At 57.5% G+C, this 14472-nt stretch carries 11 protein-coding genes and 1 tRNA gene; 9 read left to right on the top strand and 3 right to left on the bottom strand.

The annotated features are described in order from the left end of the window. Positions 1 to 149 precede the first annotated feature (149 nt). From FY528_RS19725 to cphA, 7 genes are all read left to right on the top strand, one after another. Positions 150 to 1388, top strand: a complete 1239-nt coding sequence (locus FY528_RS19725; RefSeq protein ID WP_149072742.1) for a DUF3298 and DUF4163 domain-containing protein — start codon at positions 150 to 152, stop codon at positions 1386 to 1388. Positions 1389 to 1601: 213 nt separating this feature from the next. Then, a complete protein-coding gene (locus FY528_RS19730) occupies positions 1602 to 2666 on the top strand; it encodes a fatty acid desaturase family protein (protein ID WP_149072743.1) in 1065 nt (354 codons plus the stop codon). A 196-nt stretch (positions 2667 to 2862) separates the two neighbouring features. Beyond that, positions 2863 to 3417, top strand: a complete 555-nt coding sequence (locus FY528_RS19735; RefSeq protein WP_149072744.1) for a cupin domain-containing protein — start codon at positions 2863 to 2865, stop codon at positions 3415 to 3417. A 437-nt stretch (positions 3418 to 3854) separates the two neighbouring features. Continuing rightward, positions 3855 to 4667, top strand: coding sequence for a helix-turn-helix transcriptional regulator (locus tag FY528_RS19740; RefSeq protein ID WP_149072745.1), 813 nt, complete (start codon positions 3855 to 3857; stop codon positions 4665 to 4667). Positions 4668 to 4911: 244 nt separating this feature from the next. Beyond that, on the top strand, positions 4912 to 7017 hold the full coding sequence (gene rpsA, locus FY528_RS19745) for a 30S ribosomal protein S1 (protein ID WP_262384066.1): 2106 nt from the start codon (positions 4912 to 4914) through the stop codon (positions 7015 to 7017). Positions 7018 to 7170: 153 nt separating this feature from the next. Then, positions 7171 to 7241, top strand: a tRNA-Cys gene (locus FY528_RS19750). Between the two features lie 254 nt (positions 7242 to 7495). Next, positions 7496 to 10129 carry a cyanophycin synthetase gene (gene cphA / locus FY528_RS19755; RefSeq protein ID WP_149072746.1) on the top strand — a complete coding sequence of 878 codons (2634 nt, stop codon included), beginning with the start codon at positions 7496 to 7498 and terminating at the stop codon, positions 10127 to 10129. 278 nt (positions 10130 to 10407) lie between these two features. On the opposite strand, the gene FY528_RS19760 is transcribed toward cphA, so the two are convergent. Continuing rightward, complete coding sequence (locus tag FY528_RS19760; protein WP_149072747.1) at positions 10408 to 11355, bottom strand: DUF8428 domain-containing protein; 948 nt, start codon at positions 11353 to 11355, stop codon at positions 10408 to 10410. A 110-nt stretch (positions 11356 to 11465) separates the two neighbouring features. Here FY528_RS19760 and FY528_RS19765 point away from each other — a divergent pair, with 110 nt between their 5' ends. Both FY528_RS19765 and kdsA read left to right on the top strand, forming a co-directional pair. Continuing rightward, the gene (locus FY528_RS19765; protein WP_149072748.1) at positions 11466 to 12068 is read left to right on the top strand and encodes a methyltransferase domain-containing protein; all 603 of its coding nucleotides are present in this window, start codon (positions 11466 to 11468) and stop codon (positions 12066 to 12068) included. A 33-nt stretch (positions 12069 to 12101) separates the two neighbouring features. Next, entirely contained in the window at positions 12102 to 12926 is an 825-nt protein-coding gene (kdsA, locus tag FY528_RS19770; RefSeq protein WP_149072749.1) for a 3-deoxy-8-phosphooctulonate synthase, read from the top strand. A 175-nt stretch (positions 12927 to 13101) separates the two neighbouring features. Here kdsA and FY528_RS19775 read toward each other — a convergent pair whose 3' ends face one another. After that, positions 13102 to 13833, bottom strand: a complete 732-nt coding sequence (locus FY528_RS19775) for an O-methyltransferase (protein WP_262384067.1) — start codon at positions 13831 to 13833, stop codon at positions 13102 to 13104. Between the two features lie 190 nt (positions 13834 to 14023). Then, positions 14024 to 14410, bottom strand: a complete 387-nt coding sequence (gene apaG / locus FY528_RS19780; protein WP_149072751.1) for a Co2+/Mg2+ efflux facilitator ApaG/CorD — start codon at positions 14408 to 14410, stop codon at positions 14024 to 14026. Positions 14411 to 14472: the final 62 nt, after the last annotated feature.

Raw genomic sequence — 14472 nt, forward strand, 5'->3', positions numbered from 1 at the left:
GCAAACACGATCTGCGCCTCGGTAAACTTCGTCTTTTTCATGGCACGTGTCTCTTGGTTTTAAGGTACGACAAGTGCCTGATTCCTCTACTTTACAGCGGTCCAGTTTGCTGGGAGGAGGTCAGACGGGTTGCGTACGTTTGCAGGACTATGGCAATTACCCGTTTTTTCCTGCTTGGGGCGCTGAGTCTGGCTGTACTGTCCTGCAGGTCCCGCTCCGCCGACACCGACCAAGCCACTACTACCCGCCCAGCGGCCACTGCCCCTGGCGCTGCTAGCGCCGCCGACACCCCGGGAGCCACCTACGCCCAGTATCGGGGCGTGCTTCCCGGCTCACCCGATTCCATTACCCTGCACCTGCACACCTGGCCAAGCCTTCCTGGCGACACCGAAACGGAAGGGATGCTAGGCTGCTACGCCGGCTCTAATGGCCAGCCCTTTCAGCTGGGTGGGCGGAGCAGTGCTTCGCCAGATAGCGTGGTATTGGTTGATTTCAGCCCTGAGCATGCGCCTACGCTGGGTGCCGATGGACCTGTATGGCGGCTGCGGCGGCAAGGCCACGAACTAACCGGGACGTGGAATGGAAAACCCATGCGGCTGCGGCTGGCGCGCCCGGCTGGCAGCCTCGCCTTTCGCAGCATCTTCCTGCAGGATTCCGTGGTAGCCTTCCCAAAGCTGGAGAACTCCCCGCAGGCCCGCCTGAGCGTACTGGCCTTGGAGCCTGTCGTAGCCGGAACAGCAGCATCGGCTGTAGCAGCGCAGGTGGTCCGTGGTCTGCGCGGAGACACGCTGCCTGATACCCCCGTGCCCGCGCTGGCTGTCTACTGGAAAGAATTACGACATACCCACGCCCAAGACTACCGCCAGGACATGGCCGCCTTGCAGCCCATCCCCGGTGACTCTGCCGATTATCCGGCGTTGGGTATTGGGCTCAACTACGAGGAGCAACATCTCACCCACGTGCTCTGGAACCAAGCCCCGCTCCTAAGCCTGGGTTTCTACACCTACAGCTTCACGGGCGGCGCCCATGGCAACTACGGTACCACCGCGGCCAGTTTCGATACACGCACGGGCCGCCGCCTTACCTACGAGGCCATTTTCCGGCCCGACGCCGAGGTCAAGCTGCAGCCTTTGTTGGCGGCCGCGTTGCGGCGGGCTTACCATCTGGCCCCCGACGCTTCGCTTTCTGAAGTCCTTTTTGACGAAACTCTGCCCGTCACGCACAACGTGTACCTCACGAGCGGGGGCGCGGAGTTTATCTACGTGCCCTACGAAGTAGCGGCGTATGCATTTGGCGAAGTCCGGCTGTTTGTGCCCCTCCGGGAACTGCGGGGTTTGCTACGGCCGGGCCTGCCACTACCAAATGGGGGCGAAGTAGCCGCAAAGTAACCAGCGCTAGCTGAAGCGGCTCTTATCCTGATCAGGAGCACCAGGCCTAAAGCCCCCGCTGAACCATTCTGGCACCATTCCTGTCGGTAGGCTACCAAGAGACTCCAGCGCTTAGCTAGTAGCCTTTATAAAATCCGGCACTTTCAATCCTTTGGCGAGGTCGGCGCCGTAGATGATGGTACCTTTGCCGCCGTTTCTTTTCCCTTTGTTTTCATGCAGCCACCCAAATTCTCTGCGTCCCGCTCCTTTCATCAGGAGCTGAAGCGCCGCACCAACGCCTATTTCCAGGAAGCCGGTAAATCGACTACCGGCGGTAAAACCCTGTTCTTCAAAGCCCTGCTGCTGACCACCGCTTTTGTGGCTGTGTATCTGCACTTGGTATTCTGGACACCACCCGCCCTTTTGGCTGTTGGCGAGTGCATTCTGCTGGGTCTTATTGGAGCTGCTATTGGCTTCAACGTCATGCACGACGGGGCCCACGGGTCCTTCAGCAAGTCGAAGTTCATCAATCAGTTTGCGGCCTTCACGCTGAACGTGATGGGGGGGAATTCTTTCATGTGGAACATAAAGCACAACCTCATCCACCACATGTACACCAACGTGGAAGGCGTGGATGATGACCTCGATGCCCAGCCCTGGCTGCGCCTCAGCCCCGAGCAGCCCCGCCGCAAGCTGCACCGCTTCCAGCACCTGTACTTCTGGTTCTTCTACGCCCTGCTCTTCATTGCCTGGATTTTCTACATGGATTACCAGAAGTATTTCAAGGGCAAAATCGGCGAAATGCCCATCAAGAAAATGTCCGCTACCGACCAGGGCGTATTCTGGGGTTTTAAGGTGCTGCACCTGGGTTTGTTTGTGGCGCTGCCCATCTATACCGTAGGTTTCTGGAGCTGGCTGATTGGCTTTGTGGCCTTTGCCTGCGTGGCGGGCTTCACGCTCAGCATTGTGTTTCAGCTGGCCCACACCGTTGAGCACACCGACTTTGTCGTGCCCCACGAAACCACCCGCAAGATCGAGGACGAGTGGGCCATCCACCAGATCAAAACCACCGCCAACTTCGCCACCGACAGCAAGCTTATCAGCTGGCTCGTAGGCGGCCTCAACTTCCAGGTGGAGCACCATTTGTTCCCCACCATCTCCCACGTGCATTACCCGGCGCTGAATAAAATCATCCGCCAGATGTGCGAGGAGTTCAACATCGAGTACCACGAGTACCCCAAAATGCGCTACGCCGTAGCCTCGCACGTAGCCCATTTGCGGGAGTTGGGGCGGCGGTAAACGCCTCTGGAAACCCAGAAACAAAAAAGAGCGACAACCCAGGTTGTCGCTCTTTTTTATTTCTGTTCTAACGGTATAGATCGGTTAGTAGGGATACTCTCCGGGATGACACAGAATGAATGTCCGTTAAATACAAGTAATCCGGAGCTTGGTCGATGACCTTTGTAGCACATCCACTCTACAACCCTACTGTGCTATGAAAACCTCCTTGCCCCTCACCATCGACAATGGCCTTGGTGAAACCCTAATCTTCCAAAAATTAGTGCCCGAGCCCGATGGCGACCGGCTCCTGGTCGAAAACTTTGTGGCCCCCGGCATGGGGCCGCTGATGCACGTTCACCACCTGCAGGACGAAGGCCTGACCGTAGTTAAAGGCCGCATCGGCTACCAGATCCTGGGTGAGCCCGAGCAGTTTGCCGAGGCCGGGGAAACGGTGATATTTAAGCGCGGCGTAGCTCACCGCTTCTGGAACGCCGGCGACGACATTCTCAACTGCCAGGGGTGGGTCAAGCCAGCCAACACCATCGTCTTCTTTCTGTCCGCCATTTATGCAGCTCAGCGCAAAGTAGGAAAGCTAGAGCCCGAGCGGTTTGATGCGGCTTTCCTGATCACGCGTTATGCCAGCGAGTACAGCCTACCTAGTATTCCCGCCTTCGTGCGCAAGGTCATCATTCCTACCACGTACCGCGTGGGCAGACTCATGGGCAAGTACCGCAAGTTTGCCAATGCCCCCGCACCAATGGGGAAGTAAAAATCGGGCCCTGTGGTGGGCCAGCTTGAACTGTTTTTCCTTGGACTTGCACCGGTACATCATGCGTCCTTTTGCTGTTTTTACTACGCTCACTCGCCCCGCTAACCTGCGGCGTCTGCTGCTGGTACTAGCCCGGCTGCTTGCGTGTGAGGCGCCCGTTGGCGTGCAGGGCTGTTCTCCACGGGCGGACCAGCTACTGCGCCAGCAGGCCCGGTTTAACCAACTCTTTTGGCTAGTGACTGCGGGCGCGCTCAGTTCGATACTGGTCGACCGACTGCTTGGCTAAGGCCAGCCCGCCAACCGCCAGCTTCGCGTGTGTAGGGCTGGCTGTTTGCAGCAATAGAGAGGTATTCTCCGGCTCTAGAGTATTCTGAAAGAAAACGGTGTATTTTGTAGATGTAGTTCAGCCGCCAGCGGCAGCGCGGTTCCCCTTAGTCATGGAGTATTACTACCAGATTCCGTCCCATTCGCCCCTGCATGGTACCCTGCAAAATTGCTGGCAGGTAGAACGGCAGGAGTTGACCGAAGGCCACGAAACTATTATCCCAAAAGGAACGGTAGAGCTCATCTTCAATCTAAACGATTGGGCGCCGCTAACCGCTCAGATTAACGCCCAGCGCTTTCCAATACCAAGCTGCATGCTGAGCGGCTTCAACTCCCTGCCGATTCAGATGCAGCTTCCGCAACGGCACACCATGTTCGGAATGGTGCTCAGCCCCACAGTGGCGATGAGTCTGTTCCGAGTTGAAGCGTCCGATTTTGTGAACCAGTGCCTGGACCTGACGCTAGTGCATCCGCACGTGCGCAACTTGTGGGAGCAGCTGATGGTGCAGCCTTCCTTTGCCGGGCGGGTGGCGCTCGGGCAGCAGTGGCTCCTCTCGCGCCTGCCCCAGGTCACGCCGCAGGAACAGTTTTTGAACCAGTACCTCAATACCCCCGCTACTTCCGGCCTCACGGTGCCCGCCCTAGCCGACCAGCTGTGCTTTTCGCCCCGGCACCTCACGCGCAAGCTGCAGACCCTCACGGGGATGAACGCCGAGCAGACCCTACTGTACCAGAAATATCGGTATTCCGTGGAACTGATGCACACCACAGAGCTTTCACTCACCGCCATTGCGCATGCCTGCCAGTTCACCGATCAGGCTCACTTTAGCAGGACCTTTCGCACCTTCTCGCACCTGTCGCCCCGGGAGTATCGGCAGCATAAAAGTCACATCCCCAGTCATTTGTTTGCGCAAGCAGCGGGTTAAACTCACACCATGGGAAAGACTGGAAAATTCGGCACCGTAAAGCCTCACTGGAAAGTGAGGTCTTTTTGTTCTCAGCCGCTACGTCTGGTCTTGTAAACAGCGTCGTAACTCTCCCCTAAACTCCGTATCTTTGCGCCCCCGCCAGGGTGGCGGGCCGGCGTAAGTGCGCTGTGTATCAAACAAAAACGCGTTCCGGAGGCGGGCCCTGCGCCGGACGTGTATACGAGGGCCACTGCATACTATCATGGCAGAAGTAGTTGACAACTTCGACTGGGACAACGTCGGAGCGAATAGCTTCGGAGGTAACTATACCGCCGAGCAGCGCGCCGAAATGGAGCAGATGTACGGTGAGACCCTCACGACGGTACAGGAAGAAGAAGTAGTAAAAGGCATCGTGGTGGGCATCACCGACCGCGACGTTATCCTCAACATCGGCTTCAAATCCGATGGCCTGGTGCCCCTCTCCGAATTCCGCGACCTGACCGACCTCAAAGTTGGTGACGAGGTTGAGGTGTTCATCGAAGACCAGGAAGACCAGAACGGTCAGCTGATCCTGTCGCGCAAGAAAGCGAAGATCAAGCAGGCCTGGAAAGCCATTTATGACGCCCTGGAAAACGACACCGTGCTGGAAGGCGTGGTGAAGCGTCGTACCAAAGGTGGTCTGATCATGGACCTGGACGGCGTAGAAGCCTTCCTGCCCGGCTCGCAGATTGATGTGAAGCCTATCCGGGACTTCGACATCTACGTGGGTCGCCGCATGGAAGTGAAAGTGGTAAAAATCAACGCCGCTTTCGACAACGTGGTTGTTTCGCACAAAGTCCTGATCGAGAAAGACCTCGAGAAGCAGCGCGAAGCCATCCTCAACAACCTGGAGAAAGGCCAGATCCTCGAGGGCGTTATCAAGAACATGACCAACTTCGGTGTGTTCATCGACCTCGGCGGCGTAGACGGCCTGCTGCACATCACCGACATTTCGTGGGGTCGCATTGCGCACCCTTCGGAGGTTCTGCAGCTCGACCAGAAGCTCAACATCGTTGTGCTGGACTTCGACGAAGCCAAAAAGCGTATTTCACTGGGCCTGAAGCAGCTGACTCCTCACCCATGGGATTCGTTGCCCCAGGACCTGCAGCCCGGCTCGAAAGTGCAGGGTCGCATTGTGAACGTGGCCGACTACGGTGCGTTCATGGAAATCGTGCCCGGCGTAGAAGGTCTGATTCACGTTTCGGAAATGTCTTGGAGCCAGCACCTGCGCAACCCGCAGGACTTCATCAAGCAGGGCGACGTAGTAGAGGCGCAGATCCTGACCCTCGACCGCGAAGACCGCAAGATGAGCCTTGGCATCAAGCAGCTGAGCGAAGACCCATGGACGCGTGCCGACTTCGGCACCAAGTACGCCGTGGGTACCAAGCACAACGGCCTCGTGCGTAACCTCACCAACTTCGGCCTGTTCGTAGAACTGGAAGAAGGTGTTGACGGCCTCGTGCACGTTTCCGACCTATCGTGGACCAAGAAGGTGAAACATCCTTCGGAAGTAGTGAAGGTGGGTGACCGTCTGGACGTGCTGGTGCTCGAGCTGGACGTGCAGAACCGTCGTCTGGCCCTGGGCCACAAGCAGCTGGAAGAAAACCCCTGGGATACGTTCCAGACGGTGTTCACTCCTGGCTCGGTTCACAAGGCTACCATCACAGAGAAAACCGACCGCGGTGCCGTGCTGGAGCTGCCCTACGGCATCGAAGGCTTCGCTTATCCCAAGTCGTTGGCCAAAGAAGATGGCTCGCAGGCTGAGAACGGCGAAACGCTGGACTTCCGCGTGGTGGAATTCTCCAAGGACGACCGTCGTATCGTGCTGTCGCACTCGGCTGCTTACAACCAGCAGGCTGAAGAAGATAGCCGCAACGCCAAGTTCGCGAAGAAGAAGCCCGCTGCTGGCGCTGCCACTGCCGCCCAAGGCGAAGGCAAGCTGAGCGACCTGAAGAAGCCCGCTGCTGCTGAGAAGTCAACTCTCGGCGACCTGGATGCTTTGAGCGCCCTGCGCGACAAGATGATGGGCAACGAGCGTGAGGCTGGTGAGCAGAAGCTGAAGACGCAGGCCGACAAAAAGGCCCCTGCCAAAGCTGACGAAGCTCCCGCTGCCGAAGAAGGTGGCATCTTTGCTGCTGTAGCTGGCGCCGCTTCGGCCGCCTTCGACAAGGTAACGGAAGTTGCTGGCGACGTTGTAGACGCCGCTTCGCACTCCGGTATCGTGGAGAAAGCCAAGGAAGTAGCCGGCGACGTAGTAGACACGGTGAAAAACGCCCTGTCGAGCGACGACAAAACCGACGAAACCGCTGACGAGAAGAAGAACGCCTAAACGGCCTTAGCTCTCAGCTTAAGAAAAGCCCCGGCGCAGGTCGGGGCTTTTTTTATGGCACACGGCCAACGACTTACCGCCCGCTCTCGGAAAAACAGCCAAGCAGTTTGGTAGAAGCCATATTAAGGTTGTAAGTTTGCAACCTCAAAGCCCGGTGACGTGACCGAGTGGCTAGGTAGAGGTCTGCAAAACCTCCTACAGCGGTTCGAATCCGCTCGTCACCTCTTCTTACCTGCTTGTTCCTGTTTTCAGCAGTTATGATGAGTGCCCCAACCGATTAGCCCCGGTTGGGGCTTTTTTTTGCTAGTAAGCTAGCAGGCTCACGGTCAATTATTTATCTGATAAAGGCTGCTTGCTCTCAAGCAATTAGAAAATAAGCGAAAAAAATAGGAGGGAAGGATTCTCGGACGGGAATCCCTACATTTCGGTAGGCCGTACAACGGCACTCAAAACCCTGTTCTCTTCCTCTTTCGCTTATATGAAGATTGTTGACCTCCGCACTATGCGCGGGCCGAGCTATTGGTCGGTGAAGCACCACAAGATTATTGTGATGAAAGTGGACCTGGAAGATTTGGCCGATCAGTGGTCGAATGCGTTTCCGGGCCTCGATAAGCGCCTCACCAAATTGCTGCCCGACCTGGGCAAGCCCCAAACCTTCACGGCTTACACCTCTCAGCAGGTACTGAAGCACCCTCCACTCACGCAAGAGCAACTCGCCGATGGGGAACCTCTGGGTCACGTCATCCAGCACGTAGCCCTGGAACTGCAGCGCTTGGCGGGCATGACGGTGCACTGGGGAAAATCTTACCCCGCACACGAGGCCGGCGTGGACTACGTGGTGTTTGCCTACCAGGAGGAGCGCGCCGGGCGCGTAGCGGGCAAGGCCGCCGTAGAGATTGTAGAGGCCCTGTGCCGTAAGCAGAAGGTCGATATCAAGCCTATTATTGCCGAGCTGCACGATATCCGGGAAGAAGAGTTTTTCGGCCCCAGCACCTACAGCATTGTCGCCGAGGCTGCCTCGCGCAACATTCCGTACATCCAGTTGCAGGACAGCAGCATTATTCAACTGGGCTACGGTTGTAACCAGAAGCGCATCTGGGCTACGACCACCAGCTACACCTCCCACGCCGGGGTGGAAGTAGCCGGCAATAAAAACCGCACCAAGGCCCTGCTCCGCAACGCCGGCGTACCCGTGCCCAACGGCACTACCGTGTACTCCGAAGCCGGCCTGCGCGACGCCATCGACGACTTGGGCTTTCCCATCGTGACTAAGCCCCTGGATGGCAACCACGGCAAGGGTGCCACTATCAACATCACCAACTGGAAAGACGCCGTGGCCGGCCTGAAAGCCGCGCAGGAATATTCCCGAGCTGTGATAGTAGAGCAGTTCATCGTGGGCGACGACTACCGGTTACTGGTGGTGAACGGCAAGTTGGTGGCCGCCGCCAAGCGCACCCCCGCCGCCGTGAAGGGCGACGGTACCAGCACCATTCAGCAACTGATTGAAGAAGTAAACAAGGACCCGCGTCGGGGAGTAGGCCACGAAAAGGTGCTGACGAGCATCAAGGCTGATAAGCACACGCTGGGCATCCTGAAAGGGCAGGGGCTAACCTTAAAATCGGTGCTGCCGACTGGGCAGGTGCTGTACCTGAAAAGCACGGCCAACATCAGCACGGGCGGCACTGCTACCGACGTGACGGATATCGTGGACCCCTACAACGTGCTGCTGGCTGAGCGCGTGGCTGGTATTGTGGGCCTAGATATCTGCGGTATTGATTTACTGACCAACGACATAGCCATTCCGCTAAACGAAACCCGTGGGGCCGTTATCGAGGTCAATGCTGCGCCGGGATTCCGCATGCACATTGCACCCACCGACGGATTGCCGCGCAACGTAGCTGCTCCCGTAGTGGACATGCTGTTCCCGCGGGGTAGCACGGCCCGTATTCCTATTATTGCCATCACGGGCACCAACGGCAAAACCACGACCACGCGCCTCATTGCGCATATGGTAACGTCTAAAGGCTATAAGGTAGGTTTTACCACCACCGACGGCATTTACATTCAGGGCAAGCAGCTGCAGAAAGGCGACTGTACCGGCGGGCAGAGCGCAGAGTTTGTGCTGAAAGACCCCACGGTGAACTTTGCCGTGCTGGAAACGGCTCGGGGCGGCATGCTACGCTCCGGCCTAGGCTTCCACACCTGCGACATTGCCGTGGTAACCAACGTTGCCGCCGACCACCTGGGCATGCGCGACATTCACACCGTGGAGGAAATGGCGGCTGTGAAGGGGGTGCTGCCGCGCACGGTGCGCAAAAACGGCTGGGCCGTGCTCAATGCCGATGACGACCTGGTGTATGCCATGCGCGAAAAGCTGGAGTGCCGCGTCGCCTTGTTCAGCATGGACGAAAACAACCCGCGAATTCTTGACCACGTGGAGAATGGGGGAGTGGCCGCCGTGTACGAGGAAGGCTACGTAACCATTTATAAGAACTCGTATAAGCTGCGCATCGACCACGCGGCGGAGTTCCCCGTGACCTTTGGTGGCCGGGCCCGCTTCAACATCGAAAACTCCCTGGCTACGGCACTTACCGGCTACTTGTGCGGCTTCGAGCGGGACGAAATCAAAACTGCCCTGCGGACGTTTGTGCCCTCCAGCACGAAGACCCCGGGCCGGATGAACGTCTACAAGTTCCCGAAGTTTGAGGTCATCGTGGATTACGCCCACAACGCGCACGGTATCGAGAAATTCGAGGAGTTCCTGCGCGAAACGCCCGCCACGCGTAAAATCGGGATGGTATCAGGGCTGGGCGACCGGCGCGAAGAAGACACGCTCAGCTTTGCCCGCGTAGCCGGCCGCATGTTCGATGAAATCATTCTGCGCCAGGACCGGGACCTGCGCGGCAAAACCGCAGAGGAATTGCGCGAGTTGATGACGCGCGGCCTGCAGCTCGATAACCCAGGGGTGGCCATCAACTACATCGAACATGAGATGGATGCCATTGACCACGCTTTGCAGACGGCTCCCGATGGCTCGGTCGTGGTGATGTTCACCGAAAATATCAGCGGCACGCTCAAGAAGCTGGATGAGTTTGAACAGCAGTTTCGCTAAACGACGGAACCACGAATTCAGGCGGATTTTTCGGATTGCCCGGATTTTGTAGCCGGCGCAAATGTTAGGCTCGCGTAGGTCATCTGCCCTGTTGATCATCTGTCATCCTGAACAAGCGAAGGACCTTCTCACGCCCGCACGACTTGATGCAACGGAAGAAGGCCCTTGGCTTTGCTCAGGATGACAGGGCTACAAAACAAAAAGCCTCGCACACTGCGAGGCTTTTTGTTTTATTGGCAGATTGCGCCGGCTACAAAATCCGCGCGAATCCAGGGCTCCTACTTCAGCGTGAATTTGGTGGTGCCAATCAGGTAGCCGTCGGCGTACAGTTCGATGGTGTGGGGGCCGGGCTTGTATTCTGCACCTTTGGCGTACACGAACTGAATGTTCTGCTTGGTGTTGTCGAATACCAGCTCCTGCTTGGACGTGTAGAAGGCTTCGGCGCCATCTACCATGAAAGTGCCGCCGCCGGTGCTCAGGTTGTAGAGCGCCGAGCCATCGGGCTCAATCAGGCGCAGCATAATCTGCTTGGTTTCTTTGGGGGCGACGTCGTTGCGGGCCAGGTTGAAGTTGATTTTCACCTTCTCCACGCGCTTGGCTTTAAACTCATCCTTTTCATCGTCTTTCTCCTTGCCGCGGCTGTTGATGACGTTGACCCGAATGTTCTCAGCCTGCAGGCGCGAGGCAATGCTTACTTTCTCGCTGAGCTCCTGGTTGGTGCGCGCAATAGTGCTGATGGTATCCGTGAGCTTGTTCTGACGCTCTTTCAGCGTCGTTGTTTCGGTGTAGAGGGCTTCGTTGTCAGCCTTCAGCTTGGCAATTTCCTCATCCTTTACCCGCAGCTGACGCTCGAAATTGGCGGCCCGGTCACGGAAGCGCTTCTGATCCGTGATGGAGAAAGAACCGGCCCGGAAGGAGCGCAGCTTCAGTAAGTCGGCATTAATAGAGGCAATGCGGTTCTTGAGGGAGTCGTTGGCTAAGCCCATGCCCTGCATTTCCTGGCTCTGGCGCTCAAAATCAGCTTTCAGGGCTTCAAACTGCTTGATCTGCTCCTCCAGCTTTACATCTTTGGCTTTCACATCGGCCGTGAGTTGCTCATTCTGTTTTCCTTTCTGCTGGTTCATGTAGAAAAGGACGCCATTGATGCCCAGCAGCACGAGAATAAGGGCGACAATCAGCAGCACGCGGCTGTTGTTCTTGGGCTCCGGGGTTTGATTTTGTTCCATTAGAAAGAAGTTAGGTGAGAGGCCGGACAATCCGGGATGGGCAGTACCTTCAGGCAAAAATAACGGAGTTCTGTACCTGGGCAAGTCCGAAGGTACAATCCTGCCCTAATATGTCGACTGAATCTGTCCTTGATGCCGCTTACTGGCAGCAGCGTTACGCCCTCGGCCAGACCGGCTGGGATGCGGGAGCCATAACGCCGCCTTTGCGGGAATATTTCAGCCAGCTGGGCCCACCCGATGCGCGTCGTATCCTCATTCCCGGGGCAGGGCGGGCCTACGAAGCCGAGTACCTGCACCGGCACGGCTGGCCCAACGTAGTGGTGGCCGACGTGGCGCCCGAGCCCCTGCAGGCCTTGCAGGAGCGCGTCCCCGACTTTCCGGCTGGGCACCTTTTGCTGCAGGACTTTTTCACGCTGGAGCCCTCGCCGCCCTACGATCTTATCGTGGAGCAAACGTTCTTCTGCGCTCTGGATCCGGCCCTGCGTCCTGCTTATGCCCGCCAGTGCGCCCACCTACTCCGGCCCGGGGGCACGCTCATGGGCTTGCTCTTCGATACTGAGTTCAGTCAGCCCGGGCCACCCTTCGGCGGCACGCGGGAAGAGTATCGGTCGTATTTTGCGCCCTACTTCGAGTTCAAGCATTTCGAAACGGCCACTAACTCGCTCAAACCCCGTCAAGGGCGGGAGCTGTTTATTTGTTTGACGAAGAGATAATAGCTGGAAAACTACCCATTTGCTTCTGCAACCATGATTGAAACTCTCGCCAACGCCCTGCCGCACTTTCGCAATACCAACTCCGGTCAGTTTTTTCTGATGGCCGGGCCCTGCGTGATTGAGGGCGAAGACATGGCCCTACGGATTGCCGAGCAGGTGCGTACGCTCTGCGATAAGCTGCAGATTCCCTACATCTTCAAAGGCTCCTACCGCAAGGCCAACCGTTCCCGCCTGGATTCCTTCACGGGCATCGGCGACGAAAAAGCGCTGAAGATTCTGCAGAAAGTAGGCCGCGAAATCGGCGTGCCCACTGTCACCGATATTCACGAGTCGGATGAGGCTGCCTTGGCTGCCGAGTACGTGGACGTACTGCAGATTCCCGCCTTTCTGTGCCGGCAGACGGACCTGCTGATTGCCGCCGCTCAGACAGGAAAGGTGGTCAACATCAAGAAAGGCCAGTTCCTGAATGGGGAAGCCATGCAGTTTGCGGTGGACAAAGTGCGCCAGTCGGGCAATGAGCACGTGATTCTGACGGACCGCGGCAACTCCTTCGGCTACTCCGATCTAGTGGTGGACTTCCGCAACCTGCCCGCCATGCGCAGTTTCGGGGTACCCGTAGTAATGGATGTGACGCACTCTCTGCAAAAGCCTAACCAGAGCAGCGGCGTGACGGGTGGCATGCCCCAGCTCATCGAAACCATTGCCAAAGCCGCCATTGCCGTAGGGGCTGACGGGCTGTTCATCGAAACGCACCCCACGCCGGCCACCGCCAAATCCGACGGCGCCAACATGCTCCCGCTGCAGCAGCTGGAAGACTTGCTGGTGAAGCTCACGCGGGTGCGGGAGGCTGTACGGTAAGTTGTACGCTTCGTTGTGAGCCACGCAAAGCCAGCGGCTTTCAACAAATTCAGTCTGCTACTACAATCAGAAAGCCCCTACCGTCTATGCTGACGGTAGGGGCTTTTCTCATTTCGGAGGCTTGATAAGTAGATTCTGGCCGGATGATTTCGCGTAGCTCGCCATAACACGTTTCTCAGGCCGACAACCGCCGCGTGCGCTCCAGAAGCTTGTCTACTACATGGTTGAAGCGCAACGTGAAATGCTGTTTCGGCTGCTTCTTCCGAAAGAAAACCAAGCCTACGTAAAATAGGTCGATGGTGAGCGTTACCTCAGGATGCTGCTTGATAGCAGCCCAGGCCTGCTCCATTTCCTGGGACCAATGAATATCGTCCAGCACAAACAGGCTCTCATCGGTGCGGTGCTGAAGGCATTGCTCGAAGTAGCGCATGGTTGGCTCGAAGCGGTGGTTGCCGTCGAAGAAAGCGAAATCCAGCGGCTCACTTAGCTTGGCCAAGGCTGGGGCCAGGGTTTCGTCGAGGTTGCCTTCGATAAGCTGAATATTGCTCAGTTTGAGCTCCTGGAACGTTTGCCGGGCCACCGACGCCGTGGCGGGGCAGCCTTCGAAGGTCAGCACCTGGGCCCGCGAACAAGCGGCGGCCAGGTAAGCGGTGGTAAGGCCTAAGGAAGTGCCTAGCTCCAGCACCGTGTGCGGCTGCCGCCAGTTCACCAACCGAAATAGGAGCTGAGCTAATGGGCGGGGCTTGGCGGCGGTGCGGGCAATATCGCGCACGCGCCGCTGCCGGCCCGCGCCCAGGCGGGACCCGGCTCCAAAATCCCGGACGGTAAGTACCTCCGTACTCTGGCTTAGCTCCCGGCGGCGCTGCTCGATGGCAGGAAACGCTGCAAACGCTCCATCGTGGTTCATGACGTGCGCGTAGAGGTCAAAAACGAACGGGGAATGCAGGCCATGTGCATTCCCCGAGCGGAGGTAGAACCGGAAATAACTGAGAACCTGGTAAAGCAAGGAAATCGGGGACTTGAGAACGTCGGTAGTTGGCTGGCGGGCAACGACGCGTTGCCGGAAACATCAGCCAAGTTCCTAATTCCCCACTAAACTAATTCAACCGGAACGGGACGATGAGCGTGAACTCCGGAATATCCACATCGAAGTGGCTGCCATCCACAAGGCGCTCCATCTGGTAAGTGCCCCGCATTTTGCCCACGCCGGTTTTGAGGTTACACCCCGATACGTACTGGTGCGACTCGCCGGGCTCCAGCACCGGCTGCTGGCCTACTACGCCTTCGCCTTCCACTTCGCGCACTACCCCGTTGGCATCGTAAATGTACCAATGGCGGCGCAGCAGCTTGACGGTGTACTCACTATCGTTGCGAATATCAATCTTGTACGCAAACACATAGTGCTCCTGGCCGGGGCTGGAGTAGTCGGGTAGGTAGTTGGTCGTAACACTCACGGTTACTCCCTGCGTACTGATCGTATTCATGACGGCAAGGCGGTTCGGTGGAATGAAAATAACACTGGAATGCGGGATTTGGTTTATTTACG

Source organism: Hymenobacter lutimineralis (assembly GCF_008271285.1).
GTDB classification, from domain to species: domain Bacteria; phylum Bacteroidota; class Bacteroidia; order Cytophagales; family Hymenobacteraceae; genus Hymenobacter; species Hymenobacter lutimineralis.

Coding starts and splice junctions, on each gene's coding strand:
- FY528_RS19775 (WP_262384067.1), bottom strand. CDS start 13,833: ATGAACCACGATGGAGCGTTTGCAGCGTTTCCTGCCATCGAGCAGCGC.
- FY528_RS19740 (WP_149072745.1), top strand. CDS start 3,855: ATGGAGTATTACTACCAGATTCCGTCCCATTCGCCCCTGCATGGTACC.
- FY528_RS19725 (WP_149072742.1), top strand. CDS start 150: ATGGCAATTACCCGTTTTTTCCTGCTTGGGGCGCTGAGTCTGGCTGTA.
- FY528_RS19735 (WP_149072744.1), top strand. CDS start 2,863: ATGAAAACCTCCTTGCCCCTCACCATCGACAATGGCCTTGGTGAAACC.
- FY528_RS19760 (WP_149072747.1), bottom strand. CDS start 11,355: ATGGAACAAAATCAAACCCCGGAGCCCAAGAACAACAGCCGCGTGCTG.
- rpsA (WP_262384066.1), top strand. CDS start 4,912: ATGGCAGAAGTAGTTGACAACTTCGACTGGGACAACGTCGGAGCGAAT.
- kdsA (WP_149072749.1), top strand. CDS start 12,102: ATGATTGAAACTCTCGCCAACGCCCTGCCGCACTTTCGCAATACCAAC.
- FY528_RS19730 (WP_149072743.1), top strand. CDS start 1,602: ATGCAGCCACCCAAATTCTCTGCGTCCCGCTCCTTTCATCAGGAGCTG.
- apaG (WP_149072751.1), bottom strand. CDS start 14,410: ATGAATACGATCAGTACGCAGGGAGTAACCGTGAGTGTTACGACCAAC.
- cphA (WP_149072746.1), top strand. CDS start 7,496: ATGAAGATTGTTGACCTCCGCACTATGCGCGGGCCGAGCTATTGGTCG.
- FY528_RS19765 (WP_149072748.1), top strand. CDS start 11,466: ATGTCGACTGAATCTGTCCTTGATGCCGCTTACTGGCAGCAGCGTTAC.